Below are 24,697 nucleotides of genomic sequence, written 5' to 3'. Positions count from 1 at the left end.
CGAGGGAATCTTTATTCAATACAATAAATCAAACTTAACCGCGTAAGCTTTTCACTAAGGCAACCGCTTCTGCTGTTAATTCTGTTACTTTAGCCCAATCGCCTGCTGCAACAGCATCATTTGGAATTATCCAAGAACCACCAATGGTTTTAACACAATCAACAGCAAGATAATTCGCCACATTTTTTGGTGAAACACCGCCAGTTGGGCAAAAACTTAATTGTGGTAATGCAGCGGAAATCGCTTTTAATGCTGGCGCACCACCATTAATTTCTGCTGGGAAGAATTTAAGGTGATCATAACCAAGTTCTAATGCTTGCATCATTTCTGATGGCGTTGCTGTTCCTGGAATTAATGCAACATCACTCGCTGCTGCGTGTTTTAATAAGGCTGGTGTTGCCCCCGGGGAAATCACAAATTTTGCCCCTGCTGCTACTGCTTGATCATATTGTTCAGCTGATAATACTGTGCCCGCACCCACTAACGCATCTGGCACTTCTTTACTTAATAATTTAATTGCATCTAATGCCACTGAACTACGTAAAGTAATCTCAAATACATTAATGCCACCTGCTTGTAACGCTTTTGCCATTGGTAAAGCATCTTCTAATTTTTTAATCACCATTACCGGCACAACTGGTGACGCACTAAACACAGCTTGAGGTTGTAAAATCCACTTCATTACACTTTCCTTCCTATATAAATGAAACACAAAACGGCAATAAAAGTAGCACAACACAATAGAATTGAATATAGAAAATCTAATTTTTTTGAATCAAAATCAAAAAAACGATTAAACAGTAGCAGGTTACCCAATAAAAATGTCGGAGGTTGTCCGACATTTTCGTTGAGGGTTATTGGTAATATAAATTGTAAATTAATTTAGCATTGACCGAACCAGCAGTAGAACTACTGCTTTGAGGTGTTTTTACATAATAAACTTTATAAGATTTTTTTACCGTTGGTAATCCTTGTATTGATGTAGCAAAGCGGCGTACATTATTATCACTTATAGATGCAAATGGAGATGTCGCTATACCATATCTTATTGCACTACTCGTATCCCCCTCTTCATAAACTTTTAACCCTACATTTGTGGCAGTTGAAGTGTTATCCAGTGTTAAAATTTGTGTATTATTCGTCGAATTATTCGCATCTGTAAAAGAAATATAAGCATCTGATACATCAGATTGATTACAATCTAGTGCTACATCAAATGTTCCTCCTGATACTTCTTTACCTTGATTTAAGTCTATTGTCCTCGCTTGATGTAAGTTGATAGTCCTAGTTGGTGCAGATAATAATCTGCAAGTATTAGAAAATGTCAGATTATTTTTTGAAACAAGTTTTACTCGCCAACCAATAGGAGCCACATCTTTTGATAAATTATTGTTTATTTCCCCTAGATCACCGTTTGCTACACCGCCACCTGATCCAAGAGCAGATGAATTTTCTCCTGTTTTTCTCCAACAAACGAATGTCATATCCAGTATTGGTTTACCATCAATACTAGGGGTAGCTTTCGTAATTGTTGCTATTTTTCTATCGAATTGAACCTGAATTGATAATTCATCATCAGTCTCAGCCACTTTTATTGTCTGATTAGTAGACCAATTTCCCTGAATAATTTTTGTCCCACCTGCCCCACTAGAAACATTGATAGAATCAACAAAGTAATTCTCCTGAAATACACTTTCATCCTGCTTATTATTGTCATACTTTATTTCAATCCAATATCCATAGTCACTATCTCTATTATTACATAAATCTGCTTTAACATTTTTTGAAATAGTACCTGTATAAGTAATTGTTGAACCTGTTCGATTCCCTTCCACCTCAATAGTATTAGGAATAGCAGCTAGCCCTTGTCCAGATATAAACAGACATACTATGCCTAGAAAAATATTATTTCTTCTCATTATATTTATCTCACTCAAAGCGACACCGTATCGGCACTATTAACATTTGATCATTACTCTCTTGCTCTGGAATCGTATATTCCGCACGGCACTGTTTATCACCCCAGCGAATATGCAACTCACCTGATTTCGCAACGCCTCGGGTATAAATTTTGCCACCTTGTGCAACAACACCAATCGCTTGATTATTTTGATCAAACACTTCCGTGCCTAATGGTGGTAAGTTATCTGTGTCTGTCAATTCAAAGAACACCACCGAACCCACCGTAGTAGCAAAATCTACCAACATCGCCTGATTAGCACGTGGAATCACTTGTTGTTCTGTAGCAGATAGCTCAACTGAATCCGGCAGATTATTACTGTCTAGCCCAACATAATTCACACTATAAGGTTGGAGATACGGCACAATACCGTTACCAAAGTAATCAATTTGATTACCAATAGCGCCATTAATTTTTGCCCCTGCTGCACCCTCTGCATGAATAATTGCAAAACTATCACCAAGCGAGTTGGATAAAGTAATCCCTTTCGGATGTGCTACTACCGCACCCGATACACCAAAAGAGAGTTGTTGATTACTTTGATTATCTCGGCTCCAAGACGCATTTACTTGTGCTAACGAACCTGAATAGCTGTTACTCAATGAAAGATTACTGTTGCCTTGTTGTTGCTTACTTGCAGAAACACTATAACTATACTGTCGATCTTCACCTAAAGAGCCAGATAGCGAGGTATAACCAGAATAACCACTCACCTTACTATAATTTAAACTTTGGGAAAGATAGGCTGAATTGATACCGCTACCCAACGATAAGGAAAGGCTAAGATAAACTCGTCTATCATCTTCCCCCATACTATTTTTTGATTGAGAGAAAGAAAGGCTATAATTCAGTCCTTTATAAGAATTGCTATAACCAATTTGGTATTCATGTTGCTTTTCATCTGTACCCCAATAGGTATAAGTACTACCTGTGAGATAAGCAGAGCCCCAACCCTCTTTTAATGATTGACTAATTGAAAGCTGGAATTGATTTTTGGGGCAGTAACGACTAAAAGGTAAACGAATTCCTTTTTCTTCAGCAAAATCCCGATAATTCGCTAAAATTACATCCTGCAAACTATAATAATCCCGTGACAAATAACGATAAGCCGCTAACGTGACATTAGTATCCGTTGGTTCTAGGCGCGTGTTATAACTAGCATAAAGACTATATCCTTTATATTTGTCATCGATTTCATTAAATTTTGCTGTCGAAAAAGTTGCATTGGTCGCAAAAGCACCGATTGGTGTATTAAATGAAAGCCCAACTAATTCAGCATGGTAATCTTTGGCGAATATCCCACCCAAGTTCAAAGTAATATTATTGGTCAAACCATATTGCCTCGTCGCCTGACCAACATTGACATCAAAGACTTCATTACCATAACGATAACGTCCTCCTGCAAGTTGATAACGACTATATCCTGGACGAACTAACTGTGCTGCTGCAGTATAAGGAATAGTAAATGAGCGTTTTTCACCATTGGCTTCTAAAACTTCCACTTCAATATCACCACCATATCCGGTTGGATAAAGATCATCAATTTCAAAAGGTCCAGATGGTACCGTCACTTCACGCAATAAACTGCCATTTTAGCGAATACTGACTTTCGCATTACTATTCGCCACACCACGAATAATAGGCGCATAACCGCGCACTGAACTGGCTAACATTCGATCATCAGACGCTAATTGGATACCTCGAATCGAGATACTATCCATTAATGAACCACTGGTATAAAAATCACCAATAGTAAACTGCCCTCGTAAGGCGGCGACATCATGCTGGGCGTAGGTTGAAATACTTTGATAAGGTAATCGCTGTTGCTGATCCCAACTTTGCGAACCACGATGACGAAATGCCCAACCGAATAGGTTAATTCCCGCATCAATTCCTAAATAGGTTTGCCGAGATTCCATATCTGCATAACGATAACGGTAGTGTGACGCATCATAACGGACAAACGCCACTGGCACGCCAGTTTGCCATTGAGCTGGGGAGATATAACCTCGCGGTCGTTGGGTAATAAAAGCTTGTGGCACATCTACATCTAAGCGTAATTCCGCAACATCAAAGTTAATTTTTGCCTCTGGTACTTGCTCCGGTAAAAACACACACTCGGCCTTTTCACTCTGTTGCTTCCCAGTAAATGCCTTATCTTTGAAATCTAAAATCGCTAACAGATCTTGCGTAGCACACACCGCCGTTCTATTCTGTTCTGGCACTTCAGCAAACCGTAAATTAATCCGGCCTCGAAAATCATTATTTAAATAAACATCGGCAACATATTCTCCCGCTGGAGTTGGATTGCTATAACTAAATCGGCTAATATCAATCGCATCTTTATCTTTACCACTACGCAAAAAACCTGCATCAAATTCGGCATACTCATCCGCATAGGCTGCTACTGCCAAACTACTCAGTAAGGCTAAGTAAAGGCTATTTAAACTGAATCTATATGCTGTTGGCATTAGTCGATACATAGTTTTATCCCATCCTTTAGAATAATTTGCTATTACCAGTTGGTCTGCCACCATAGTCATTAATCACAGTCCACTCTACTGAACCAGTTGCAGAAACCGCTTGCGTTAAATTAAAGGTTGCTTGAGAAAATGGGGAAATCATTGTTGAATTGAGTACTTTCACTTTACGGCTTCCTTGTGTAACTGCTATATCACTATAAGTAATAAAATAAGGCGTGTTATTATTTGCGATCAGTTGTTTCCCTTGTGCACGCCATTCCACCTGTTTATACGCTTCTTCTGGTGAAACTTTTAAGTTCGTTGGACGGAAAAACAATTTAATTCGACTACGAATCGCAACCTGTAGGTAATTTTTACTTTTATCTTTTGGATTAGGCGGTATATCTAAAATATTGAAATAGAAAATTGACTCACGATCATTCGGTAAAGGTTCGCCCGTATAAGTGACACGTAACGTTTGTCCTTTATTGGCATCAACTCGAGAAATCGGTGGTGTGATCACAAATGGAGTTTTAATCTGTTCTGGTGCAGCATGAGGATCACCATTATCAATCCACGCTTGAACTAATGCTGGCTCATCACCCGCATTGGAAAGTTGTACACTGACATTTTTTTGATTCGCCGGATAAATAATCCGTGTACCTGTAATCACAATATTGGCATAGCTAGTCGTTGCTAGCCATAAACCACCGGCAAGCAATAATAGTTTTTTTAACATAGAAATACCTTAGGCAAGACAGAAGAAATTGGGCAGCAACTGGCTGCCCAAAAAGTTAATTATTGATATTCAATATAATATTCAACTTTTGCTAATACTTTCCCTGCTGTAACATTAGCTGCTTCTGCATAATAACGCGCTTTATATTTTAATATTGCTGCGTTATCTACTATGTTAAAACTGTTAGAACTTTGACTTTCTCTTAGTTTAGGATTAATGACTGAATCATCACTATTCAACAATTCTATACTTACTTTGGTAGCAGCATCACCACTAGAAAGTTGATTTATTAAACGACCATTATCATTAACATAAGAAGTATTATCTAAAAAATAAGCTCTAGCTTTAGTAATATCCCCTAAATTCTGGCAATCGCTTAATTTAATTTCAAAAGATTTCTCTCCTAATTTAGCCCCTTGTTGAGCTAATTTTGAAGCTTGTACTTTAGGTAAATCAAGGTTAACGTGTTGCCCTGCATTACCAGTGATAGTACAAGTAGTATCAACTACTAAACCTTGAATTTGTACAATACCATCAGCATTAGTATCTGTAACCGTTGCACCACTTTCTAAATTTGCAACTCCTGCGACACCATTTACAGCAAAAGCCCCTTGCGCGGTAATACCTAAACCAGCCGCAATTAATGTTGTTAAAATTAGTTTTTTCATTTTTGTAAATTTCCTTTCAATAAGTTAATAGGCGCGCAAAGTATATAAAATTTTCCGGGGGGGGGGGCAAGCTTATTACATTAGAAAATTTGTGATTTTGTTCACAATAATTTAATAAAATTAGCTAAAAATAAAAAAACACATAAAAATCAATATATTAAAAAAGTAAAAAAAGAAGATTTTTAGAAAAGATATTCTCTCTGCTACTCAATAGGTAAGAAAAAACCGCTTAATCCCATAAGGAATTAAGCGGTTTTCACCCAAAACAATAACTAAATTGAGTTACAGAATGTTTTCAAACTCATCTAACACTTGTTGTGGCCATACACTTGATTGAACTTCACCGATATGTTTTTTATGTAATAAGAACATTACCATACGAGATTGCCCAATCCCACCACCAATAGTTTGCGGTAATTTGCCGTTAACTAAATCTTGGTGCCATGCAAATTGTAAACGGTCTTCATCGCCCGTAATCGCTAATTGACGGCGTAATGCAGCTTCATCTACTCGAATGCCCATTGATGATAATTCAAATGCAGTACCAAGTTGTTCATTCCATACTAAAATATCGCCATTTAAACCTTTGTAATCACCTTCTGACACAGTTGTCCAGTCATCATAGTCAGGCGCACGTACATCATGTGGCTTACCATCAGATAATTTGCCACCAATCCCAATTAAGAATACAGCTCCGTGCTCTTTACAAATTGCATTTTCACGTTCTTTGTCACTCATATTTGGGAAACGTTTTACCAAATCTTCTGAATGAACAAAGGTAATCTCTTTCGGTAAAGTCGCAGGGATATGGAAATGTTGTTCGACTAATGCTTCTGTTTCACGAATGGCACGATAAATCGAACGCACAGTATCTTTTAAATAAGCCAGAGTCCGTAATCCTTCTGGAATTACACGTTCCCAGTCCCATTGATCAACATAAACAGAGTGAGTACGATCTAAAGAATCTTCATCTGGGCGTAATGCTTTCATATGCACAAATAACCCTTCGCCCGGTTTGAAATCAAAACGTCCTAAAGTATGGCGTTTCCATTTCGCTAATGAATGCACAACTTCAAATACAGCCCCTTCAATCTGTTTGACTTTAACTTGTACTGCTTTCTCTTTACCTGATAAATTGTCTTGAATCCCGTTGCCAACTTGGCTGATGATTGGCCCTTGAACTTCAACTAATCCCAAATGTTCTGCTAATTTTGCTGTGAATGTGTTCTTCACAAAGCTAATTTCTTGTTGTTGTAAAATAAATGATTTTTTCATGATAAATTCTCTTCCAAAAAAGTAACGGCGCTTATTATTCAATAAACACTACCCTTTTCAAACACTTTTACGGATTATTTCAACAATCGTTAGAATTTATCTAAAAAAGAAATGTTATTTTTATCTTTTTTCTAATTTATAACTTCTCAGCATGATGAATCAGAACAAATTTTTCCCAAAGTTCATCTTGGTTTTCATCATGCAGTGGATCTTTTGTGATGCAATTTGTAATTGGACAAACCTTTTGGCAGGTTGGCGTTTCATAATGCCCAACACATTCTGTGCATAACGCAGGATCGATCACATAGATCTCATCCCCCATTGAGATCGCTTGATTTGGACACTCTGGTTCGCACATATCGCAGTTGGTACATTTATCTGTTATTAATAACGCCATAATTTTAAAAGGAAGTAAGTTCGCAAAAGTGGCTTATTTTACATGGTTCCTTCTATTTTTATAATTGCTTTTTTTAGTAATTTATTTTATCTATAAAAATAAATCAGAAACTAGTCAAAATAAATTTGATCTAGACCACGCTTTTATTGCAATGAGCTGTTATAATGATTTCATTCTTTTGAATCTAAAAATCACTCCTATTTAACTTTTAAGAGGGCTTAAAATGTCAGTAATTAAAATGACCGATCTTGATCTTGCAGGTAAACGTGTTCTTATTCGTGCAGACCTTAATGTTCCTGTTAAAGATGGCAAAATCACCTCCGATGCTCGTATTAAAGCATCTCTTCCAACAATCAAATTAGCATTAGAACAAGGCGCAAAAGTGATGGTAACTTCTCACTTTGGTCGTCCAACTGAAGGCGAATATAACGCTGAATTCTCTTTACAACCTGTTGTAGATTACCTAAACGATCTTCTTGATGTTCCTGTTCGTTTAGCAAAAGATTATCTTGATGGCGTTGAAGTTGCTCCAAATGAATTGGTTGTGTTAGAAAACGTTCGCTTTAACAAAGGTGAGAAAAAAGACGCTGACGATTTAGCACAAAAATATGCAGCACTCTGCAATGTGTTTGTAATGGATGCATTCGGTACTGCACACCGTGCGCAAGCATCAACCCACGGCGTGGCAAAATTCGCACCTATCGCTTGTGCGGGCCCATTACTTTCTAACGAATTAGAAGCGTTAGGCAAAGCATTGAAAAATCCACAACGTCCAATGGTTGCTGTGGTTGGTGGTTCAAAAGTATCAACTAAATTAACTGTTTTAGATTCTCTTGCAAAAATCGCTGATAAACTTGTTGTGGGAGGCGGTATTTCAAATACTTTCGTGGCAGCGCAAGGTAACAATGTAGGTCTTTCTCTTTATGAAAAAGATTTAATTCCTGAAGCACAACGTTTAATGGCAAGTTGCGATATTCCTGTAGCAACTGATGTTCGTGTTGGTAAAGAATTCTCTGAAACTGCACCAGCAACTGTGAAAAAAGCAACTGAAGTTCTTGATGATGAAGAAATTATGGATTTAGGGGATGAATCAGCAGAAGCAATCGCTGAAATCATCCGTGGTGCAAAAACTATTCTTTGGAATGGTCCAGTAGGTGTATTTGAATTCCCTAACTTCCGTAAAGGTACAGAAATTGTTGCGCGTGCTATCGCAGAAAGTGATGCGTTCTCTATCGCAGGTGGTGGTGATACATTAGCAGCGATCGATCTTTTCGGTATCGCAGATAAAATCTCTTATATCTCAACTGGTGGCGGTGCGTTCCTTGAATTCGTTGAAGGTAAAGTATTACCAGCAGTAGAAATTCTTGAACAAAGAGCAAAAGGTTAATCATCTTTCTTAGAGAGAGGAGTAATTCCCTCTCTCTTCTCCACTTAAAATAGGAAAATACTATGTCTAAAATTTTCGATTTCGTAAAACCAGGTGTATTAACTGGTGATGAAGTACAAAAAGTTTTCGCTATTGCAAAAGAAAAGAATTTTGCGATTCCTGCAGTAAACTGCGTAAACTCAGATTCTGTCAATGCAGTATTAGAAACAGCTGCTCGTGTAAAAGCGCCTGTAATTATTCAATTCTCAAACGGTGGAGCCTCTTTCTACGCAGGTAAAGGCATTAAATTACCTGAAGGCAAACGCGCTGATGTACTTGGTGCTATTGCTGGTGCGAAACACGTTCATGCATTAGCTGAACACTATGGCGTTCCAGTTATTCTACACACTGACCACGCTGCGAAAAAACTTCTTCCATGGATCGATGGCTTATTAGAAGCTGGTGAAAAACATTTTGCTGAAACTGGTAAACCACTTTTCTCTTCTCATATGCTTGACCTTTCAGAAGAACCATTAGAAGAAAATATCGAAATTTGTAAAAAATACCTTGCTCGTATGGACAAAATCGGTATGACCTTAGAAATGGAATTAGGTATTACTGGTGGTGAAGAAGATGGTGTAGATAATTCTGATCGTGACCCAATGGATCTTTATTCAAAACCAGAAGAAATCGATTTAGTTTATACTGAATTATCAAAAATTAGCCCACGTTTCACTATCGCAGCTGCATTCGGTAACGTACACGGTGTTTATAAACCAGGTAATGTAAAACTTACTCCAGTTATCCTTAAAAAAGGCCAAGACTACATTAAAGCAAAACATGGTTTAGCTACTGACAAACCAGTTTCTTATGTATTCCACGGTGGTTCAGGTTCAACTCACGAAGAGATTCAAGAAGCAGTTTCTTACGGTGTTGTAAAAATGAACATTGATACTGATACTCAATGGGCAACTTGGAACGGTATCCTACAATACTACAAGAAAAACGAAGCTTACTTACAAGGTCAATTAGGTAACCCAGAAGGCCCTGATGCACCGAATAAGAAATACTACGATCCACGTGTATGGTTACGTAAAGGTGAAGAGTCAATGGTTGCTCGTTTAGAAGAAGCTTACCACGACTTAAACTGCCGTGACGTTTTATAATCAATAAACACTTTTCTTAATAATTAATCTGTTTGCCCCTGTTCCGCAGGGGCTATTTTATTATGACACCAACATCAACAGCGACAACACAAAATACTACACCAACTACATTGAAAAGAGTGACTTTTGCTTTTCTATTTATGGCTTTCTTAACCGGTATAGGTTCTGCTTTTCAACTCCCCGTGATGAGCCTTTTTTTAGCCAAAGAAGTACAAGTTTCATCTTTTGCTGTGGGGATTTTCTTTGCTGTAAATGCATTAGTTGGCATTGTATTAGGGCAAGTCATCGGTTTTTATTCAGATCGACTCGCTGATCGCCGTTGGTTAATTTTGTTATGCTGCATTATGGCAGCAGGCGGATATGTCATTTTTGCATATAGCCGTAACTATTGGGTACTGCTCACCCTAGCAGTCACACTCTTTGGTTTAGGATCAGCGTCTAATCCACAAATTTTCGCTTTTGCCCGTGAATATGCTAATCGTAAACAACGCCAAACTGTGATGTTTATGTCGATTATGCGGGCACAAATTTCTTTAGCGTGGATTATTGGCCCGCCATTGGCTTTCTGGTTAGCCATTAATAAAGGATTCACATTTCTCTTTTTAATTGGTGCGGCAACATTTCTATTAAGTGGATGTTGCGGACGTTTTCTCTTACCACCACTTAATGACACACAACAAAAAAGTACAAAAACGACTGCATTACCTCAAGCACCACAACAAAATAAAACATCGGTTATTTATCTCTCTTTAACCTTAGTCATTATCTTTAGTTGTAATAGTATGTATTTGATTAATATGCCGTTATACATTACAACACAATTACATTTGCCTGAAAATTTAGCAGGTTTTCTGATGGGAACTGCTGCTGGATTAGAAATTCCTGTGATGATTATTGCCGGTTGGCTAAGTAAATTTGTTGCCAAAAAACACTTAATGATTGTTGCTCTACTCTGTGGTGTAATCTTTTATCCTTTACTCTTGGTCGTTACTTCTACTTGGGGATTAGTTTGTTTACAACTATTAAACGCCATTTTAATCGGTATTTTGGCTTCCATAGGAATGACCTATTTTCAAGATTTAATGCCATCTCAATTAGGTTCGGCAACAACGTTATTTACTAATAGTGCGAAAAGTAGCTGGATTGTTGGCGGTCCAATAGCTGGGTTTATTGGTGGTGCTTATAGCTATTATGATACGTTCTATTTTTGTTCTGTTTTAACGTTATTGGCATTGTTTTGTTTATGGAAAGTAAAAAGTGTTTGAATTACACTTTATCTGATTTTCCCATATTCAAACACTTATTTACGGTTTAATTCTTTATTTATACACTCAGCTAAGCTCATTATAGAATCAGTATAGGAATCAAATAGCTTACCCTCTCTAGAGTACACTTCTAAATGAGAAACTTGAGCTTCCTTTAGCACTTTTTCAACATTTTCTGCTAATTTTGTGACAACAAGATCATAGTGATCTTTAGCAACATATCTCGGTTGAATCCCAACTAACTCTAGTTCTTTTGCTCGTATAACTGTACTTTCCCAACTCAGATTTTTTGGGCAAGTACAAATAATTATCTCGGTTTGGTAACCATATTCCCTAAAATTATTGATTTCTTTTAATTGGCGTTTCAATCGTTCTAAATGTACCTTCAATTAATATATTAAAACGTTCTTGGATTGCTTTATCTCTTACTTTACCTACCATTTTCCCAGCAAAATCTGCTGTATATTTTGGTGCATCTTTACCATATTTTTTATAAATTTGGTGATATTGACTATGATATGGTCTAAATTCATCACCATTAATAATTAACACATTATTCTGCAAACGTTTTTTGATTTGCATGGTGCCATAAGATTTACCCGCCCCTGGCTGCCCACCTAACAAAATGCCATAAGGTTGAGCTTGAGAAGAAACAGCACTCTCTGATAATACTTTACGCCAGACCATTGGAAATTGAGCAACTACATCTTCATCTACATCATAATCATTCACTACATGCGGACTTTGAGGTTCAAATTTTTGTTGAATAGTTCTTACTTCATTAATAAGTGATGTGTAAGAAATATCTTCTGGAGAAGTGCTATAAAGGAAATCTCTAATCTTACCTAATTTTATTTCATCATCAGTTAAAGGCGAATTTACATCAACACATTTAGTGACAATGGCTTGAGCATTTGCTACTAATTCAATTAACACATCTTTCTGCATTAATGTACACATAAAAAATTATCCTTTTTATAAAAAACTAGGCTCTGACTGATAACACCAATTAACAACCACCCCATATTTTTACTTTATACAACTATCAATAAGGCTCTAAACCTAATACCTTACGACCATTCACACTCGCAATATCCACCATCGCTTCTAAATGTGGAAAACGGCACCCCGCAGAAAGTAGGCTCAACTCTTGCCACATATCACCTTCACATAATGGCACCATATAGTCACAAATATTATCAGTACCAATCGCAACCGTAATCCCCTCTGGAATCATTTCATCTGCTGGTGTCAGTGCATTATGGAAAGGCATTAAGTCTTCTTTACGGTTACTATCAATCCACGCCATTGGGCAAGCGATCATCATCATTTTTGCCTTACGCATTTTTTCATAGAGTTGATAACGATATTCTCGAGAATGAGCACCAATGGAAATACCATGAATCGCCACTACTCGCCCTTCCATACCATGCTCAATAGATTTATCACAAAGCTGTTCTGTTTCTTTTTCTTTTGGGGTATTAAATTGATCGACGTGAACGTGCAGCATTTTACCTAATGATTTGGCTTTATCCATTAAGATATCCATTGCTTCAAGGCCTTTACCATAATCTAATTCATCTCGATACGGTAACCCACCAATGATATCAACCATCTCTGAACCAAGATCAAACCAATATTTTGCTACGGGATCAATTACACCTTTTAAGGTTTGGTTGGCAAATTTCAGCACAATATCATTTTTATATACTTCTCTGGCTTTATGTGCAGCGATAATTGCGCGATCTTCACAAATTGGGTCAATATCAACAAATGTACCAAATGCCGTCACCCCTTGTGAAATCATCAACTCAATCGCTTGACTAAAACGTGCATAATAATCTTCTACTGAAGAATTACGTTTCACTTCATCAACTAAATCCCATTTTTGCTGCAAATTACTATTATGATAAATATGCATTTTTTCTGGTGTCATTGTAAATGCACGGTCAGCATGAGCATGAGAATTTACCCAACCGCCTTTTTTAATAATTTCATCACGCACATAGGCCTTAAAGGTACGAATATGGTTCATCGAAATTGCTCCAGTTTTGCAGTTAATTTAAGTAAACATCACTCTGGAAGGTAAATTGCAGGCAAAAAAAAATCCTCAATAATGAGGATTTTTAAAAATAAATAACAAACAATAATGGGCTTAATTTTACCACTTGTGAGTAAACCGCTTTTTCCATTCTGTTTGTTGTATAACTTTGCATTTCTATCTTTCCAGTGTAGGCACTGGAGGGGCAGTATAAAGAGTATTCCAACAAAACTCAACCGTTTTATTGGAATTATTTTTAACCAAGAATCCCTTGTAAGAAGATCGCAAAAATAATCAATGGAATAATCACACCCAAGGCTAAACGCAATAATACTAACCAACCTGAATTCGCTGCACCAAGTTGCACTTTAATCTTATCCCAACGCCACCAAGCAACAAATAAGGTTAAGAAGATCTCACCTAAAGGCATTAAGATGTTTTGCGTTAATTTGTCTAAGGCATCGAAAATGTTGTAACCAAAAATGGTATAACCACTCCAATCACCTAAAGAAAGCGAGGCCGTTACCCCTAATAAGAAGAATAAGGCAAAGGAGATGATCCCCGCTTTTAAGCGATGTAATTTGAACTCATCAATCAAGAAACTCACTAGAACTTCCAATAATGAAATGGATGATGTTAATGCCGCAACCAACAACAATGCAAAAAACAAACTCGCTAATAAATGCCCAAATGGCATACTCGCAAACACAGCTGGCATTGTAATAAAGGTTAAACCTGGACCAGCACCCGGTTCAAAGCCAAATGCAAAAACTGCTGGCAATACCATTAATCCTGATAAAATACAGGTTAATAATGTTAATAAGATAACCCAAACAGAAGAGCTAACCAATTTTGCTTCAGGCCCAACATACGAACCATAAGTAATCATAATCCCAATACCTAGTGATAAAGAGAAGAAGGCTAAACCTAATGCCTCTAACCAAGTTGTTCCGGTAATTTTGCTAAAATCAGGCAGTAAGAAAAATTTAATTCCCTCTATCGCACCAGGCAGAGAAATTGCACGACCAATTAGCACCAACATAAGAATTAATAAAATTGGCATTAAATATTTAGAGATACGTTCTATGCCTTTTTCTACCCCTGATACCACCGTAAATAGCGTTAAAAAGCCAAAGATAAAATGATAGATTAATGGTTGCAAAGGATTGGTAATAAAATCAGTAAAAAGCTTACCGTTACTAGTTGGATCCGTCGAGTTCGCAATACCACCCGTTACCGCCTTAACAAGATAAGCAACCGTCCAGCCGCCCACCACACTATAAAACGAGAGGATCAGAAATGCGACTAATACCCCCATAATGCCAATAATTGTCCATTTCTTATTGCCTAATTTCCGAAATGCACCAATAGGTCCAAGATGTGTTGCTCGCCCGATTGCCATTTCTGTGGACATCAAAATTAAGCCTAGAGTTAAGCAAATAAAAAGATAAATTAATAAAAATGCACCGCCACCTTGTGTCGCAGTAACATAAGGAAATTTCCATACTGCCCCAAGACCAATTGCTGACCCAGCTGAAGCCAAAATAAAGCCCAAGCGAGATCCCCATTGTGAACGCGCCATAAAATAGTCCTCAAATGTATAAATTTATAAAATTTTTAAAAATAGAAGCCATACCAAATCTGTGATTTGGTAAGTGCTACACGACAAATAGTGGTCACTCTAAAATCTGTTTTCGCAAAAAAATCGAGTTCTCGCCTTGCAGGGGAACGATAATGGCGATAGAGTTTATTTTTGCCGTCAAAATTGCGGTACATTATACCTGATAACCATCTAATTGAAATAAAAGAACAATGAAAGATAGTACTCTGATCAACCTTTTCCTTGACGATCTTTGGTTAAGTAAAAATTTATCGCAAAATACAATTGCTAGTTATCGTTCTGATTTAAAATTTTTTAGTCAATGGTTGGAACAACATCAACTCGATTTACAACGAGTGCAATATCTTGATTTACAAACTTTTCTCGGTGAACGCTTAGACTTAGGCTACAAAGCAACAAGTTACGCCAGAATGTTGAGTTCATTACGCAAACTGTTTCAATATTTATACCAAGAGAAATACCGAGCGGATAATCCTTGTGCCTTATTATCATCACCAAAATTACCTGCACGTTTACCCAAATATTTAACTGAAAGTCAGGTTACAGATCTATTGAATACACCTGCTACTGAAGATCCTTTGGAGTTACGTGATAAAGCAATGCTTGAATTATTGTATGCTACGGGATTACGGGTAACAGAATTAGTTACCTTAACCACCAACAATATTAATTTACAACAAGGCGTGGTACGGATTATTGGTAAAGCCGATAAAGAACGATTGGTGCCAATGGGGGAAGAAGCTAACTATTGGGTACAACAATTTATTCTATATGGACGTACAGTCTTATTATCTGGGCAAAGCAGCGATATTTTGTTTCCTAGCCGACGTGGTACCTTAATGACAAGACAAACATTCTGGCATCGTATTAAACATTATGCAGTACGCGCGAATATTGATACTGATAAATTATCGCCACACGTGTTACGCCACGCTTTTGCGACTCATCTTGTCAATCATGGCGCAGATTTGCGGGTAGTTCAGATGTTGTTAGGACACAGTGATCTTTCAACCACTCAAATTTATACCCACGTTGCCAAAGAGCGATTAAAGCAATTACACGCTCGCTATCATCCTCGTGGATAAAAATAAAGGGGATTACTCATCCCCCTCTTACTAATAATCAAACCTTAATTAAACTCATCTTCGGCCCAAATGGCTCAAAATGAATAGTTTGTTGCGGACGATTTAATCCTTCTAATAATCCAATAACAGATTCCATAAATCTCACAGAACCGCATAAATAAATATCTGCATTTTCTGGTAAATGTTCTGCTAAATATTCTGCAGTAATACGTTGTTGATCTGCACTATATAATGTTGCAGCATGAACAACATTCGCTTTTGCTAAATATTGTGCTACCTCTGCTTTAAATGCTTCTGTTTCTTGATTCTTCGTCGCGTTGATCCAAACTAATGGACGTTGTGCATTTGTCGCTACTTGTGCATCTAACATCGCAAGAATTGGCGTAATACCAACACCACCACTCAATAACACCACTGGACGATCATTTTGTTCTAGTAAGAAATCACCTGCTGGGGCAGAAAGGTTAATTTTATCGCCAACTTGTACTTCATCATGTAAATAATTAGATACTACACCTGGGATACCTTCTGTACTTTCACGTTTCACCGCAAATTTTAATCCAGCACTTAAATCAACAGAACAGATTGAGTAATGACGCAATGCTAAATTATCATCTGCTTTTGGTTGGACTTGAACAGTAATATATTGACCAGCTTGGACTATTAATCCATTTAAAATAGCATCATTTTTTACAGTAAACTCAATAATGTCATTACTTACTGCACGTTTTCCTACTACTTCAAATGGTTGGAAATCTTGCCATGCTGCTTCATCATACATTTTTTGTTCTACTTGGATGAATGCATCTGCAATCACTTGGTAAGCTTTTGCCCACGCATCAATAATTTCTGGTGTTGCTGCGTCTTGTAATACTTCTTTAATCGCAATTAATAAATGCTTACCTACGATCGCATAATGTTCTGGCTTAATCTGTAACGCTCTATGTTTATGACCAATTTGAATCACATGATCAAGAATCGCACCTAAATTATCAATATGTTTTGCCGCTGCTAATACTGTGGTCGCTAATGCTGTTGGTTGTTTACCTTGTTTTTGGTTGGTTTTATTAAAAATGTTCAACAGCTCTGGATGATCGTTAAACATATTTTTATAGAAAGTTTTAGTAATTGTTGTACCGTGTACTTCTAATGCGGGTACAGTTGCTTTAATCAAATCGATAGTTTGTTGATCTAACATATAGCCTCTCATTAACGTGTTAAAGAAAAAGAAATATTTTAAATATGGATTTATATGTTAGGGAAATCTCGGGTTGGATACAAGCAAATGCCCGATTTAACGGGCAATTTGCTCAATTCGAGGTAGGGACTTAGGTAAGAAAAGTAAAGCTAATGCAACGATGATTGCCATTCCCCAGAATGCATAACTTGCTGCATAGGTATATAACACCCCTGATAATGCCGTAAGAAGCGCTACTGCAATACAACTGCTCAAACCATTATACAGTGCTTGTAATTTCGCAATATGCGTATCAGGTTGTGCTGAAATATAACGCACTGTGGCGAAATGAGCGACTGCATAAGTTAATGCGTGAAAAGTTTGCAGTAAGGCAAGCTCAACAAACCCTGTCATTAATGGGAAACAGAGCCAACGAATTATTGCCGCACTAATACTTAACACAAATAATGCCGTAATATTCCAATTCTTAAATAGCCTAGAAGCAAAAAAGAATAATGCAACTTCAGCTGTGACTGAAATTCCCCACAACCAGCTTGTGGTTTGAATACTTATTCCTTGGGAAACCCAATAAATTGTACTATACGCGTAATACGCACCGTGTGATCCTTGAATCAGCGATACTGCAATTAATAAACGTAAAGTATTTGATTCTCTTAATAAATCACGATAACTAATTTTGCTATTCTCTGTTTGGACTTGAGTTGATTTAGGCAGTACTGTGGGTACAGGTAATTGCACCAAGGTATATAAAATTAACAAACTGCCTAATACCCAAATAATTGCATCATTACCTAAATAATTGATTAATCCACCGAAACAGACAACACCAATTACAAATCCTAATGAACCAGTTAAACGTACCCGCCCATAGTCTAAACCAATTTGTTGATTCCAAATGCTTGCCAAACTATCTTGTAATGGCATACCTGCACCATTCAATACACTAAATAAACCAAACAAGATAAAAATTAGAATAAATGAATGCCAATGTAATGCACTCAGCCCCATTGCTAAAATAACAATTGCTGAACCTAATGCTAAGTGACGCAACATTGTAGGCAAATAAGCCGTATCTTTAATCCGACTAGAAAAAAAGATTCCGCCCAAAAAGCGGAATACATAAGCAAAGGCTAATAGTAAGGCAATATTTTCATCAGAATAAGATTGTGCCTGTAACCATACTGGAATTAATGGCACAAATACTCCATAAGCACAAAAATAACCAAGATAATTCAGAACCAGCCAATACTCTGAACGAACTTTGATCAAAATAATTTCTCCATTTCTTCTGCACGATCAATCGCTGCTTGCATTGCTTGTTTAATCGTTACTTCCAGTTGTTGTTGTTGGAATACATTAATTGCAGCTGCCGTAGTACCACCTTTTGAAGTCACTTGTTGTCTTAATGTTTCAATCGAAGTACGAGAATTGGCGACCACCATTTCTGCTGCACCTAATGCAGATTGTTGTACCAATAAACGAGATTGTTCTTCGCTTAATCCCATTTCAATTAAGGCTTTTTGCATGCCTTCCATAAACAAGAAGAAATAAGCAGGGCTACTTCCAGACGCAGCAATAATTGTGTTGATATCGGTTTCTACATCTACCCAACAAACTTGTCCCACTGCTTCAAATAATTCTCCTGCATATCCTTTAAATTCTGGCGTTACACTGCTAGTTGCAAATAATCCCGACATTCCCTTAGAAATTAAAGCCGGTGTATTTGGCATTACTCGCACAAACTGCTTCGCCGTTGGCAAAAAACGTTGTAATGCGCCTACCGAAATTCCCGCTGCAATCGAGATAATCCATTTATTACTTAGATCGAGTTGATTAAAACTCTCGCAGGCTTGCTGCATATTTTGTGGTTTTACTGCTAATAAAATTACATCTGCCTGTTGAACTGCATCTGTTGCCACCAACGTAGTAAATACACCACGTTCATTAAACGTATGATGTTTATCTGGATTGTGTTCACAAACAATAATATTTTCTGCGATATACCCTTTTGCCAATAAACCAAAAACAATAGCAGTGGCCATATTGCCGCCACCAATAAAAGCAATCTTTTTTTGTTGCATAAGATTTTCTCTCTTAATCAAGTTACAATAGCTTCCGCTGTCCGCGACGTATAATAATATAAATGAAAGGAAACGCCTATGTATTGGTTTAAAAATATTCTGGTTTACCGTTTAACAAAGAAATTAGATTGGGCATTAGATGCCTTACAAAATAATCTTGCTCAACACCAATTTACCTCCTGCGGCTCGGCAGACCAAAGTAAATTTGGCTGGCAATCGCCTTTATCAACCAGTGAATTATTACACTTTAGTGTTGGCGGTCAGATTTTATTAGTCGCCCATCGAGAAGAAAAAATCTTACCAACTAATGTGGTTAAAGAAACATTAGAAAATCGTGTTCAAGAATTAGAAGCCGCACAACAACGCAAGCTGAAAAAAACCGAAAAACAAGCCTTAAAAGACGATGTTGTCGCAACGTTATTAATGCGTGCTTTTAGTCGCCATCAACGCACAGCACTCTGGATTGATACCACACAAGATTTAATTTATATTGATGCGGCTTCTAGTAAGCGAGCTGAAGATGTATTAGCACTCTTACGCAAATCATTAGGTTCATTACCCGTGATTCCATTTGCGTTTGCTGAAGAATTACCAACTACGATGACTAACTGGTTACTGAAAGATGAATTACCACAATGGCTAACGTGTTTAGAAGAGGGAGAGTTTAAAGATCTCGATACTGGATCAACCATCCGTTGTAAAAACCAAGATCTTTATGAACAAGATATTCAAGGACATTTAACTACCGGTAAAGTGGTCACTAAGCTGGCTTTAGATTGGGAAAATCATTTCTCTTTTGTACTTAATGAAGATGCTTCGTTAAAACGCGTAAAATTTGCCGATGTTGTGCGTGAAAAAAATGACGATATTTTAAAAGAAGATATTGAACAACGTTTTGATGCTGACTTTGTGTTAATGACAGGCGAGTTATCTTTATTAATGAAGAACTTGATTGAGCTATTAGGCGAAAAAGCGTTGCCTTAGTTGCTATAATAACTGAGGTTATACATCTATTATCTCCTCATACACTTACTTACCTTGTCGCTAATCAGTTTTGACACAAGTGTGAGAGGAGATCCAACCAATATTTATCAAAATTTTTTCTCAAGTTTAGAGGTTAATCAGCACGTTGGCTGTTACTTTAGCGTAAAAGTAACTTCACCTTGTTTACCGATAAATCTCACTTCCGGAGATAACTGAACCTGAAATTTATCCCTGACTTGGTTACAAATATAACGAGCTAATGCCACGACATCTTGTCCCGTTGCATTGGCTTTATTGATTAATACCAATGCTTGTTTCTCATGTACCGCTGCACCGCCAATTTGATAACCTTTTAAACCACATTGATCAATTAACCATCCAGCCGCCAATTTCACGCTACCATCTGCTTGTGGGTAATGTGGCATGGTAGGGTATTGTTGATAGATCTGCTCAAATTGTGCCTTAGAGATCACAGGATTCTTAAAAAAACTGCCAGCACTGCCAATCTGTTTTGGATCAGGTAATTTACTTTGTCGAGTTAAACAAATTTGCTCGAAAACCTGTTGAGGCGTAATTTGTTCTTTAGCTAATTCAGAAAGATTGCCATAGGTTAATACTGGTCGCCAATCTTTAGCTAATTTAAAGTGTACTGCCACTACCGCATAACCATGTAAGTAACGATGTTTAAACACACTTTCTCGATAAGCAAATTCACATTCCGTCTTGTTTAAACGAAACTGGTTACCTGTTGCTAGCTCTACCACATCAACCGCTTCACAAACATCTTTCAGTTCCACGCCATAAGCACCAATATTTTGTACTGGTGCTGAACCGACACATCCTGGAATTAAGGCTAAATTTTCTAAACCACCAATATTCCGCGCAACACAATATTTGACTAATTGATGCCAGTTTTCTCCAGCATTTACCTGTAAATAATGGTAATGCTCATCATGCTGATGCTGTATCCCTTTAATGCGATTTACTACCACAATTCCAGCAAAATCCTCAACAAACAAAACATTACTACCCTCACCTAATAATAAGATTGGGAGTTGTTGAGCTTGGGCTTTCTGCCATGTACTACATAATTCATCAATGGTTTCAATTTGTAGAATCTGCTTTGCTTGTGCGGCAACACCAAAGGTGTGATAGGGTTGTAAAGAGGTGCCTAAATCCTGCATGACTTATCCAAATAAAATGATTAACCAAACTAAACCGCAAGTTACCATCGCCACAAATACGGCTGCTGATCCAAGATCTTTCGCGCGCCCGGATAGTTCGTGATACTCTTTACCGACACGATCGACAATCGCTTCTAAACCGCTATTAAGTAATTCAATCGCAAACACCATCAATACCGAAGCCACCATAATTGCAATTTCAATTTTGCTTTTCCCTAAGAAAAACGCTAATGGGATTAAAATAATTGCCGCCCCGACTTCATGGCGAAAAGCCGCTTCATGCTTAAATGCTGCACGTAGCCCTTGCATTGAATATTTCGCGGCTTTGAAGAAATGCGTAAGTCCAGTATATTTCTGCATAATATTCCTTAATTGGTAATTCGTTTCGCTTCAATGACATCATCTAATTTTGCGAGTCGAGAGAGAATCTTACTTAGCATCTGTACATTATTTAATTCAATTTGCATATCAATCGTGGCTACTTGGCGTTTTGTATCGCTACGGCTACTTACCCCTAAAACGCTAACTTTTTCATTCGCCAACACCGTTGTAATATCACGTAACAACCCGTTACGGTCACTTGATATGATACGAATACCCACATGTACACCACATGAATAATTATCTCCCCAAAGGGCTTCAACGACCCTTTCTGGATTTGCTGCCTGTAATTCAGCTAATTGATCACAATCCGAACGGTGAATGGAAATCCCGCGACCTTGTGTAATATAGCCCACAATATCATCACCAGGTATCGGCTGGCAGCAGCGTGCGATATGATGCATTAAATTACCAACACCTTCAACGACAACATGACCTTTTTTCTTCTCTTTTTGTTGTTGGCTATTATTCGCTGATTTATTTGAAATATGTTTGAGGATTTCTTCATCTATTTCTTCAACAGATGGCTTTAATAACTTACTTTGTAGGAAGTTAATTAATTGATTTAATTTAATATCTCCGCCACCAATACCTGCATAAAGATCCTCTAAATTGCGTAAGTTATAACGAGGTAACGCATACTGTTCGATCTGTTTTTGGGTAAGCCCAATCCGATTCATTTCACTTTCTAACATTTCGCGACCAGCCGGAATATTTTTGTCACGATCTAATTTTTTAAACCAAGCATGAATCTTTGCTCGCGCTCGTGCAGTATGCACAAAGCCTAAATTCGGATTTAACCAATCTCGACTTGGGTTTGGATTCTTCTGTGTAATTACTTCAATTTGATCACCCATCTGTAATTGGTAGGTGAATGGTACAATCCGCCCTGCGACTTTTGCTCCGATACAACGATGACCAATTTCACTGTGGATAGTATAAGCAAAGTCTAATGGTGTTGAACCTGTCGGTAAATCAATTACCTCACCTTTTGGCGTAAACACATACACCCGATCATCAAACACCTGACTACGCATTTCAGCTAACACTTCGCCAGAATCAGCTAAATCATCTTGCCACGCTAAAAGTTTACGCAACCACGCAATTTTTTCTTCATAACCACTACGCCCTGCTGTTGCTCCCTCTTTGTATTTCCAGTGAGCTGCAACCCCAAGTTCGGCATCATCATGCATTTTTTGTGTACGAATTTGTACTTCAATCGGCTTACCACCTTGCCCTAACACTACAGTATGGATCGATTGATAACCATTAGGTTTTGGATTAGCAATATAGTCATCAAACTCTTTAGGCAGGTGTTTAAAGTGGGTATGCACGATCCCCAATGCGGCATAACAATCTTGTAATTTCTGAACAATAACTCGCACTGCACGAATATCGTAAAGATCACCAAAGGCTAAATTTTTCTTCTGCATTTTGCGCCAAATGCTATAAATGTGCTTCGGTCGCCCATAAACCTCTACCTCACTGATACTCTCTTTTAAATAACCTGTGAGTTCTTTTACAAAGTCTTGGATATATTGTTCACGTTCTAAACGGCGTTCATGTAATTGGTTGGCAATGTGACGATATTGTGCTGGGTGGAGATAACGGAAACAGTAATCTTCTAATTCCCATTTAAGTTGTCCAATCCCTAAGCGGTTAGCCAGTGGTGCATAGATATTGGAACACTCTTTGGCAGCTAAAACTTTATCCTCTTCACTAACTCGACTATCCGCTGTGCGTAGGAAGGTAATACGTTCTGCTAATTTGATTACAACACAACGGAAATCTTCAACCATCGCTAATAGCATCCGGCGAATATTGTCGATTTGCACACTATCCGCACCACGTGAAGTATTTAATTGGCGAATATTATCCATTTCAAATACACCACGTACTAAGCGTTCAATATTTTTGCCGAACTCTATTTGTAAGTCTTCTAGAGAGATAATCTGATTTTCAACTAACGGAAAGAATAACGCAGCAACGAGCGTACTTTCATCCATATTTAATTCAGTCAGAATCGAAACCATTTCAACGCTACTCGATACAATATCTTTAGCGTATTCATTTTCTGCAATTTTTGGTTCAAGATAGCGCCACGCTTTGGTAAGGGCTTCTTTAGTTCGTGGTGTAATTGCCAAAGTATTTAGCCATTCATCAAAAACAAAACCCTTTAAATTTTTTAAATGTATTTCTCTTACTGCAACCATCTTCTCGTTCCTGTATTTGACTATCTGTCTAAATTTTCAGCAAAACCACCATCCCGATCACATCGGAAATCTTGCTGCCCAGTATTTTCTTTAAACACTCAAAATTAGATTAAATTATTTTCTTAAAATATATCAATTCTGTTGTTTAATCTATGCTTTTACAAAAGAAAATCTATGATACAACCTTATCAAATGATGTGGATATTTTATTCTATCTGGCTCTATAAATTATCGCGAATCCGATCAAGAATTAATATATCCGCAGGTACCCATACTACTGAATCCAATGTATTCTTTGTTAGCCATTTTCCAGCTTCAGCTTCTTTAAGCATTAACTTCCCACTAATGATAGTTGCCCAAAAACAATCCATTGAAAGATGAAATGTTGGATAATCATACTCAACTGTATCAATCAATTCACCAACTTGAATATTAAGATTAAGTTCTTCTTTTATCTCTCTGACTAAAGCTTGCTGTGCACTTTCGCCTACTTCAATTTTCCCACCCGGAAATTCCCATAATCCCTTAAAATCACCATACCCTCTGGCTGTTGCAAATACCTGCTTTTCTTGATGGATAACTGCGGCAACGACTCGAATTGTTTTCATAGA

Annotated in this window: 23 protein-coding genes and 1 pseudogene; 5 read left to right on the top strand and 19 right to left on the bottom strand. The window is 37.5% G+C overall.

Annotated features, from left to right (window positions below; all coding sequences use genetic code 11):
* Nucleotides 1–34: 34 nt before the first annotated feature.
* From PF272_RS07825 to PF272_RS07790, 8 genes and pseudogenes are all read right to left on the bottom strand, one after another.
* Nucleotides 35–682 carry a bifunctional 4-hydroxy-2-oxoglutarate aldolase/2-dehydro-3-deoxy-phosphogluconate aldolase gene (locus PF272_RS07825; protein WP_271142314.1) on the bottom strand — a complete coding sequence of 216 codons (648 nt, stop codon included), beginning with the start codon at nucleotides 680–682 and terminating at the stop codon, nucleotides 35–37.
* Between the two features lie 172 nt (nucleotides 683–854).
* Nucleotides 855–1,919, bottom strand: coding sequence for a fimbrial protein (locus PF272_RS07820; protein ID WP_271142313.1), 1,065 nt, complete (start codon nucleotides 1,917–1,919; stop codon nucleotides 855–857).
* A 10-nt stretch (nucleotides 1,920–1,929) separates the two neighbouring features.
* The gene (locus PF272_RS07815; RefSeq protein WP_271142327.1) at nucleotides 1,930–2,208 is read right to left on the bottom strand and encodes a FimD/PapC C-terminal domain-containing protein; all 279 of its coding nucleotides are present in this window, start codon (nucleotides 2,206–2,208) and stop codon (nucleotides 1,930–1,932) included.
* A gap of 21 nt (nucleotides 2,209–2,229) precedes the next feature.
* Nucleotides 2,230–4,431, bottom strand: a pseudogene (locus PF272_RS07810) (fimbria/pilus outer membrane usher protein); the annotation flags it as partial.
* Between the two features lie 28 nt (nucleotides 4,432–4,459).
* Nucleotides 4,460–5,161 carry a fimbria/pilus periplasmic chaperone gene (locus PF272_RS07805; RefSeq protein WP_271142312.1) on the bottom strand — a complete coding sequence of 234 codons (702 nt, stop codon included), beginning with the start codon at nucleotides 5,159–5,161 and terminating at the stop codon, nucleotides 4,460–4,462.
* A gap of 59 nt (nucleotides 5,162–5,220) precedes the next feature.
* Nucleotides 5,221–5,829: a fimbrial protein gene (locus tag PF272_RS07800; RefSeq protein ID WP_271142311.1), complete on the bottom strand. Its 609-nt coding sequence runs from the start codon at nucleotides 5,827–5,829 to the stop codon at nucleotides 5,221–5,223.
* Between the two features lie 282 nt (nucleotides 5,830–6,111).
* Nucleotides 6,112–7,104 carry an aspartate--ammonia ligase gene (gene asnA, locus PF272_RS07795; RefSeq protein WP_271142310.1) on the bottom strand — a complete coding sequence of 331 codons (993 nt, stop codon included), beginning with the start codon at nucleotides 7,102–7,104 and terminating at the stop codon, nucleotides 6,112–6,114.
* A gap of 136 nt (nucleotides 7,105–7,240) precedes the next feature.
* Entirely contained in the window at nucleotides 7,241–7,501 is a 261-nt protein-coding gene (locus PF272_RS07790) for a YfhL family 4Fe-4S dicluster ferredoxin (protein ID WP_065237723.1), read from the bottom strand.
* Between the two features lie 223 nt (nucleotides 7,502–7,724).
* On the opposite strand from PF272_RS07790, the gene pgk reads away from it, so the two are divergent.
* From pgk to PF272_RS07775, 3 genes are all read left to right on the top strand, one after another.
* Nucleotides 7,725–8,888, top strand: a complete 1,164-nt coding sequence (gene pgk, locus PF272_RS07785; protein ID WP_271142309.1) for a phosphoglycerate kinase — start codon at nucleotides 7,725–7,727, stop codon at nucleotides 8,886–8,888.
* Nucleotides 8,889–8,950: 62 nt separating this feature from the next.
* A complete protein-coding gene (gene fbaA / locus PF272_RS07780) occupies nucleotides 8,951–10,033 on the top strand; it encodes a class II fructose-bisphosphate aldolase (protein WP_065234417.1) in 1,083 nt (360 codons plus the stop codon).
* Between the two features lie 62 nt (nucleotides 10,034–10,095).
* Nucleotides 10,096–11,298, top strand: a complete 1,203-nt coding sequence (locus PF272_RS07775; protein ID WP_271142308.1) for a sugar efflux transporter — start codon at nucleotides 10,096–10,098, stop codon at nucleotides 11,296–11,298.
* A 35-nt stretch (nucleotides 11,299–11,333) separates the two neighbouring features.
* On the opposite strand, the gene PF272_RS07770 is transcribed toward PF272_RS07775, so the two are convergent.
* From PF272_RS07770 to PF272_RS07755, 4 genes are all read right to left on the bottom strand, one after another.
* Nucleotides 11,334–11,666 (bottom strand): zeta toxin family protein, encoded by a 333-nt coding sequence (locus tag PF272_RS07770; RefSeq protein WP_271142307.1) that lies wholly within the window; start codon nucleotides 11,664–11,666, stop codon nucleotides 11,334–11,336.
* Nucleotides 11,638–12,258, bottom strand: a complete 621-nt coding sequence (locus tag PF272_RS07765) for a zeta toxin family protein (RefSeq protein WP_271142306.1) — start codon at nucleotides 12,256–12,258, stop codon at nucleotides 11,638–11,640. Before PF272_RS07765 ends, PF272_RS07770 begins: the two co-directional genes overlap by 29 nt.
* An 85-nt stretch (nucleotides 12,259–12,343) precedes the next feature.
* Entirely contained in the window at nucleotides 12,344–13,333 is a 990-nt protein-coding gene (locus PF272_RS07760; RefSeq protein WP_065237720.1) for an amidohydrolase family protein, read from the bottom strand.
* 262 nt (nucleotides 13,334–13,595) lie between these two features.
* Complete coding sequence (locus tag PF272_RS07755; RefSeq protein ID WP_065239050.1) at nucleotides 13,596–14,921, bottom strand: sodium-dependent transporter; 1,326 nt, start codon at nucleotides 14,919–14,921, stop codon at nucleotides 13,596–13,598.
* 230 nt (nucleotides 14,922–15,151) lie between these two features.
* Between PF272_RS07755 and xerD the strand changes: the two genes are divergently transcribed.
* Nucleotides 15,152–16,045: a site-specific tyrosine recombinase XerD gene (gene xerD / locus PF272_RS07750; RefSeq protein ID WP_065239049.1), complete on the top strand. Its 894-nt coding sequence runs from the start codon at nucleotides 15,152–15,154 to the stop codon at nucleotides 16,043–16,045.
* A 37-nt stretch (nucleotides 16,046–16,082) separates the two neighbouring features.
* On the opposite strand, the gene PF272_RS07745 is transcribed toward xerD, so the two are convergent.
* The 3 genes from PF272_RS07745 to proC form a co-directional block, all read right to left on the bottom strand.
* Nucleotides 16,083–17,243 carry a globin domain-containing protein gene (locus PF272_RS07745; RefSeq protein ID WP_271142305.1) on the bottom strand — a complete coding sequence of 387 codons (1,161 nt, stop codon included), beginning with the start codon at nucleotides 17,241–17,243 and terminating at the stop codon, nucleotides 16,083–16,085.
* A 96-nt stretch (nucleotides 17,244–17,339) separates the two neighbouring features.
* The gene (locus PF272_RS07740) at nucleotides 17,340–18,509 is read right to left on the bottom strand and encodes a 3-phenylpropionate MFS transporter (protein ID WP_271142326.1); all 1,170 of its coding nucleotides are present in this window, start codon (nucleotides 18,507–18,509) and stop codon (nucleotides 17,340–17,342) included.
* Entirely contained in the window at nucleotides 18,509–19,324 is an 816-nt protein-coding gene (proC, locus tag PF272_RS07735; RefSeq protein ID WP_271142304.1) for a pyrroline-5-carboxylate reductase, read from the bottom strand. The genes PF272_RS07740 and proC overlap by 1 nt, the downstream gene beginning before the upstream one ends.
* 78 nt (nucleotides 19,325–19,402) lie before the next feature.
* On the opposite strand from proC, the gene rdgC reads away from it, so the two are divergent.
* Nucleotides 19,403–20,308 carry a recombination-associated protein RdgC gene (gene rdgC / locus PF272_RS07730; RefSeq protein ID WP_271142303.1) on the top strand — a complete coding sequence of 302 codons (906 nt, stop codon included), beginning with the start codon at nucleotides 19,403–19,405 and terminating at the stop codon, nucleotides 20,306–20,308.
* Nucleotides 20,309–20,460: 152 nt separating this feature from the next.
* Here the strand turns inward: rdgC and murB are convergent, their stop codons facing one another.
* From murB to PF272_RS07710, 4 genes are all read right to left on the bottom strand, one after another.
* Nucleotides 20,461–21,492 (bottom strand): UDP-N-acetylmuramate dehydrogenase, encoded by a 1,032-nt coding sequence (murB, locus tag PF272_RS07725; RefSeq protein ID WP_271142302.1) that lies wholly within the window; start codon nucleotides 21,490–21,492, stop codon nucleotides 20,461–20,463.
* A gap of 3 nt (nucleotides 21,493–21,495) precedes the next feature.
* Entirely contained in the window at nucleotides 21,496–21,852 is a 357-nt protein-coding gene (locus PF272_RS07720) for a diacylglycerol kinase (protein ID WP_065239046.1), read from the bottom strand.
* Nucleotides 21,853–21,860: 8 nt separating this feature from the next.
* A complete protein-coding gene (gene relA, locus PF272_RS07715; RefSeq protein WP_271142301.1) occupies nucleotides 21,861–24,086 on the bottom strand; it encodes a GTP diphosphokinase in 2,226 nt (741 codons plus the stop codon).
* 221 nt (nucleotides 24,087–24,307) lie between these two features.
* Nucleotides 24,308–24,694 (bottom strand): (deoxy)nucleoside triphosphate pyrophosphohydrolase, encoded by a 387-nt coding sequence (locus PF272_RS07710; RefSeq protein WP_271142300.1) that lies wholly within the window; start codon nucleotides 24,692–24,694, stop codon nucleotides 24,308–24,310.
* Nucleotides 24,695–24,697: the final 3 nt, after the last annotated feature.

Origin of the sequence: Gallibacterium faecale (assembly GCF_027920745.1) — a bacterium.
Classification (GTDB): domain Bacteria; phylum Pseudomonadota; class Gammaproteobacteria; order Enterobacterales; family Pasteurellaceae; genus Gallibacterium; species Gallibacterium faecale.
This window is presented reverse-complemented; position numbering and strand designations above follow the sequence as displayed.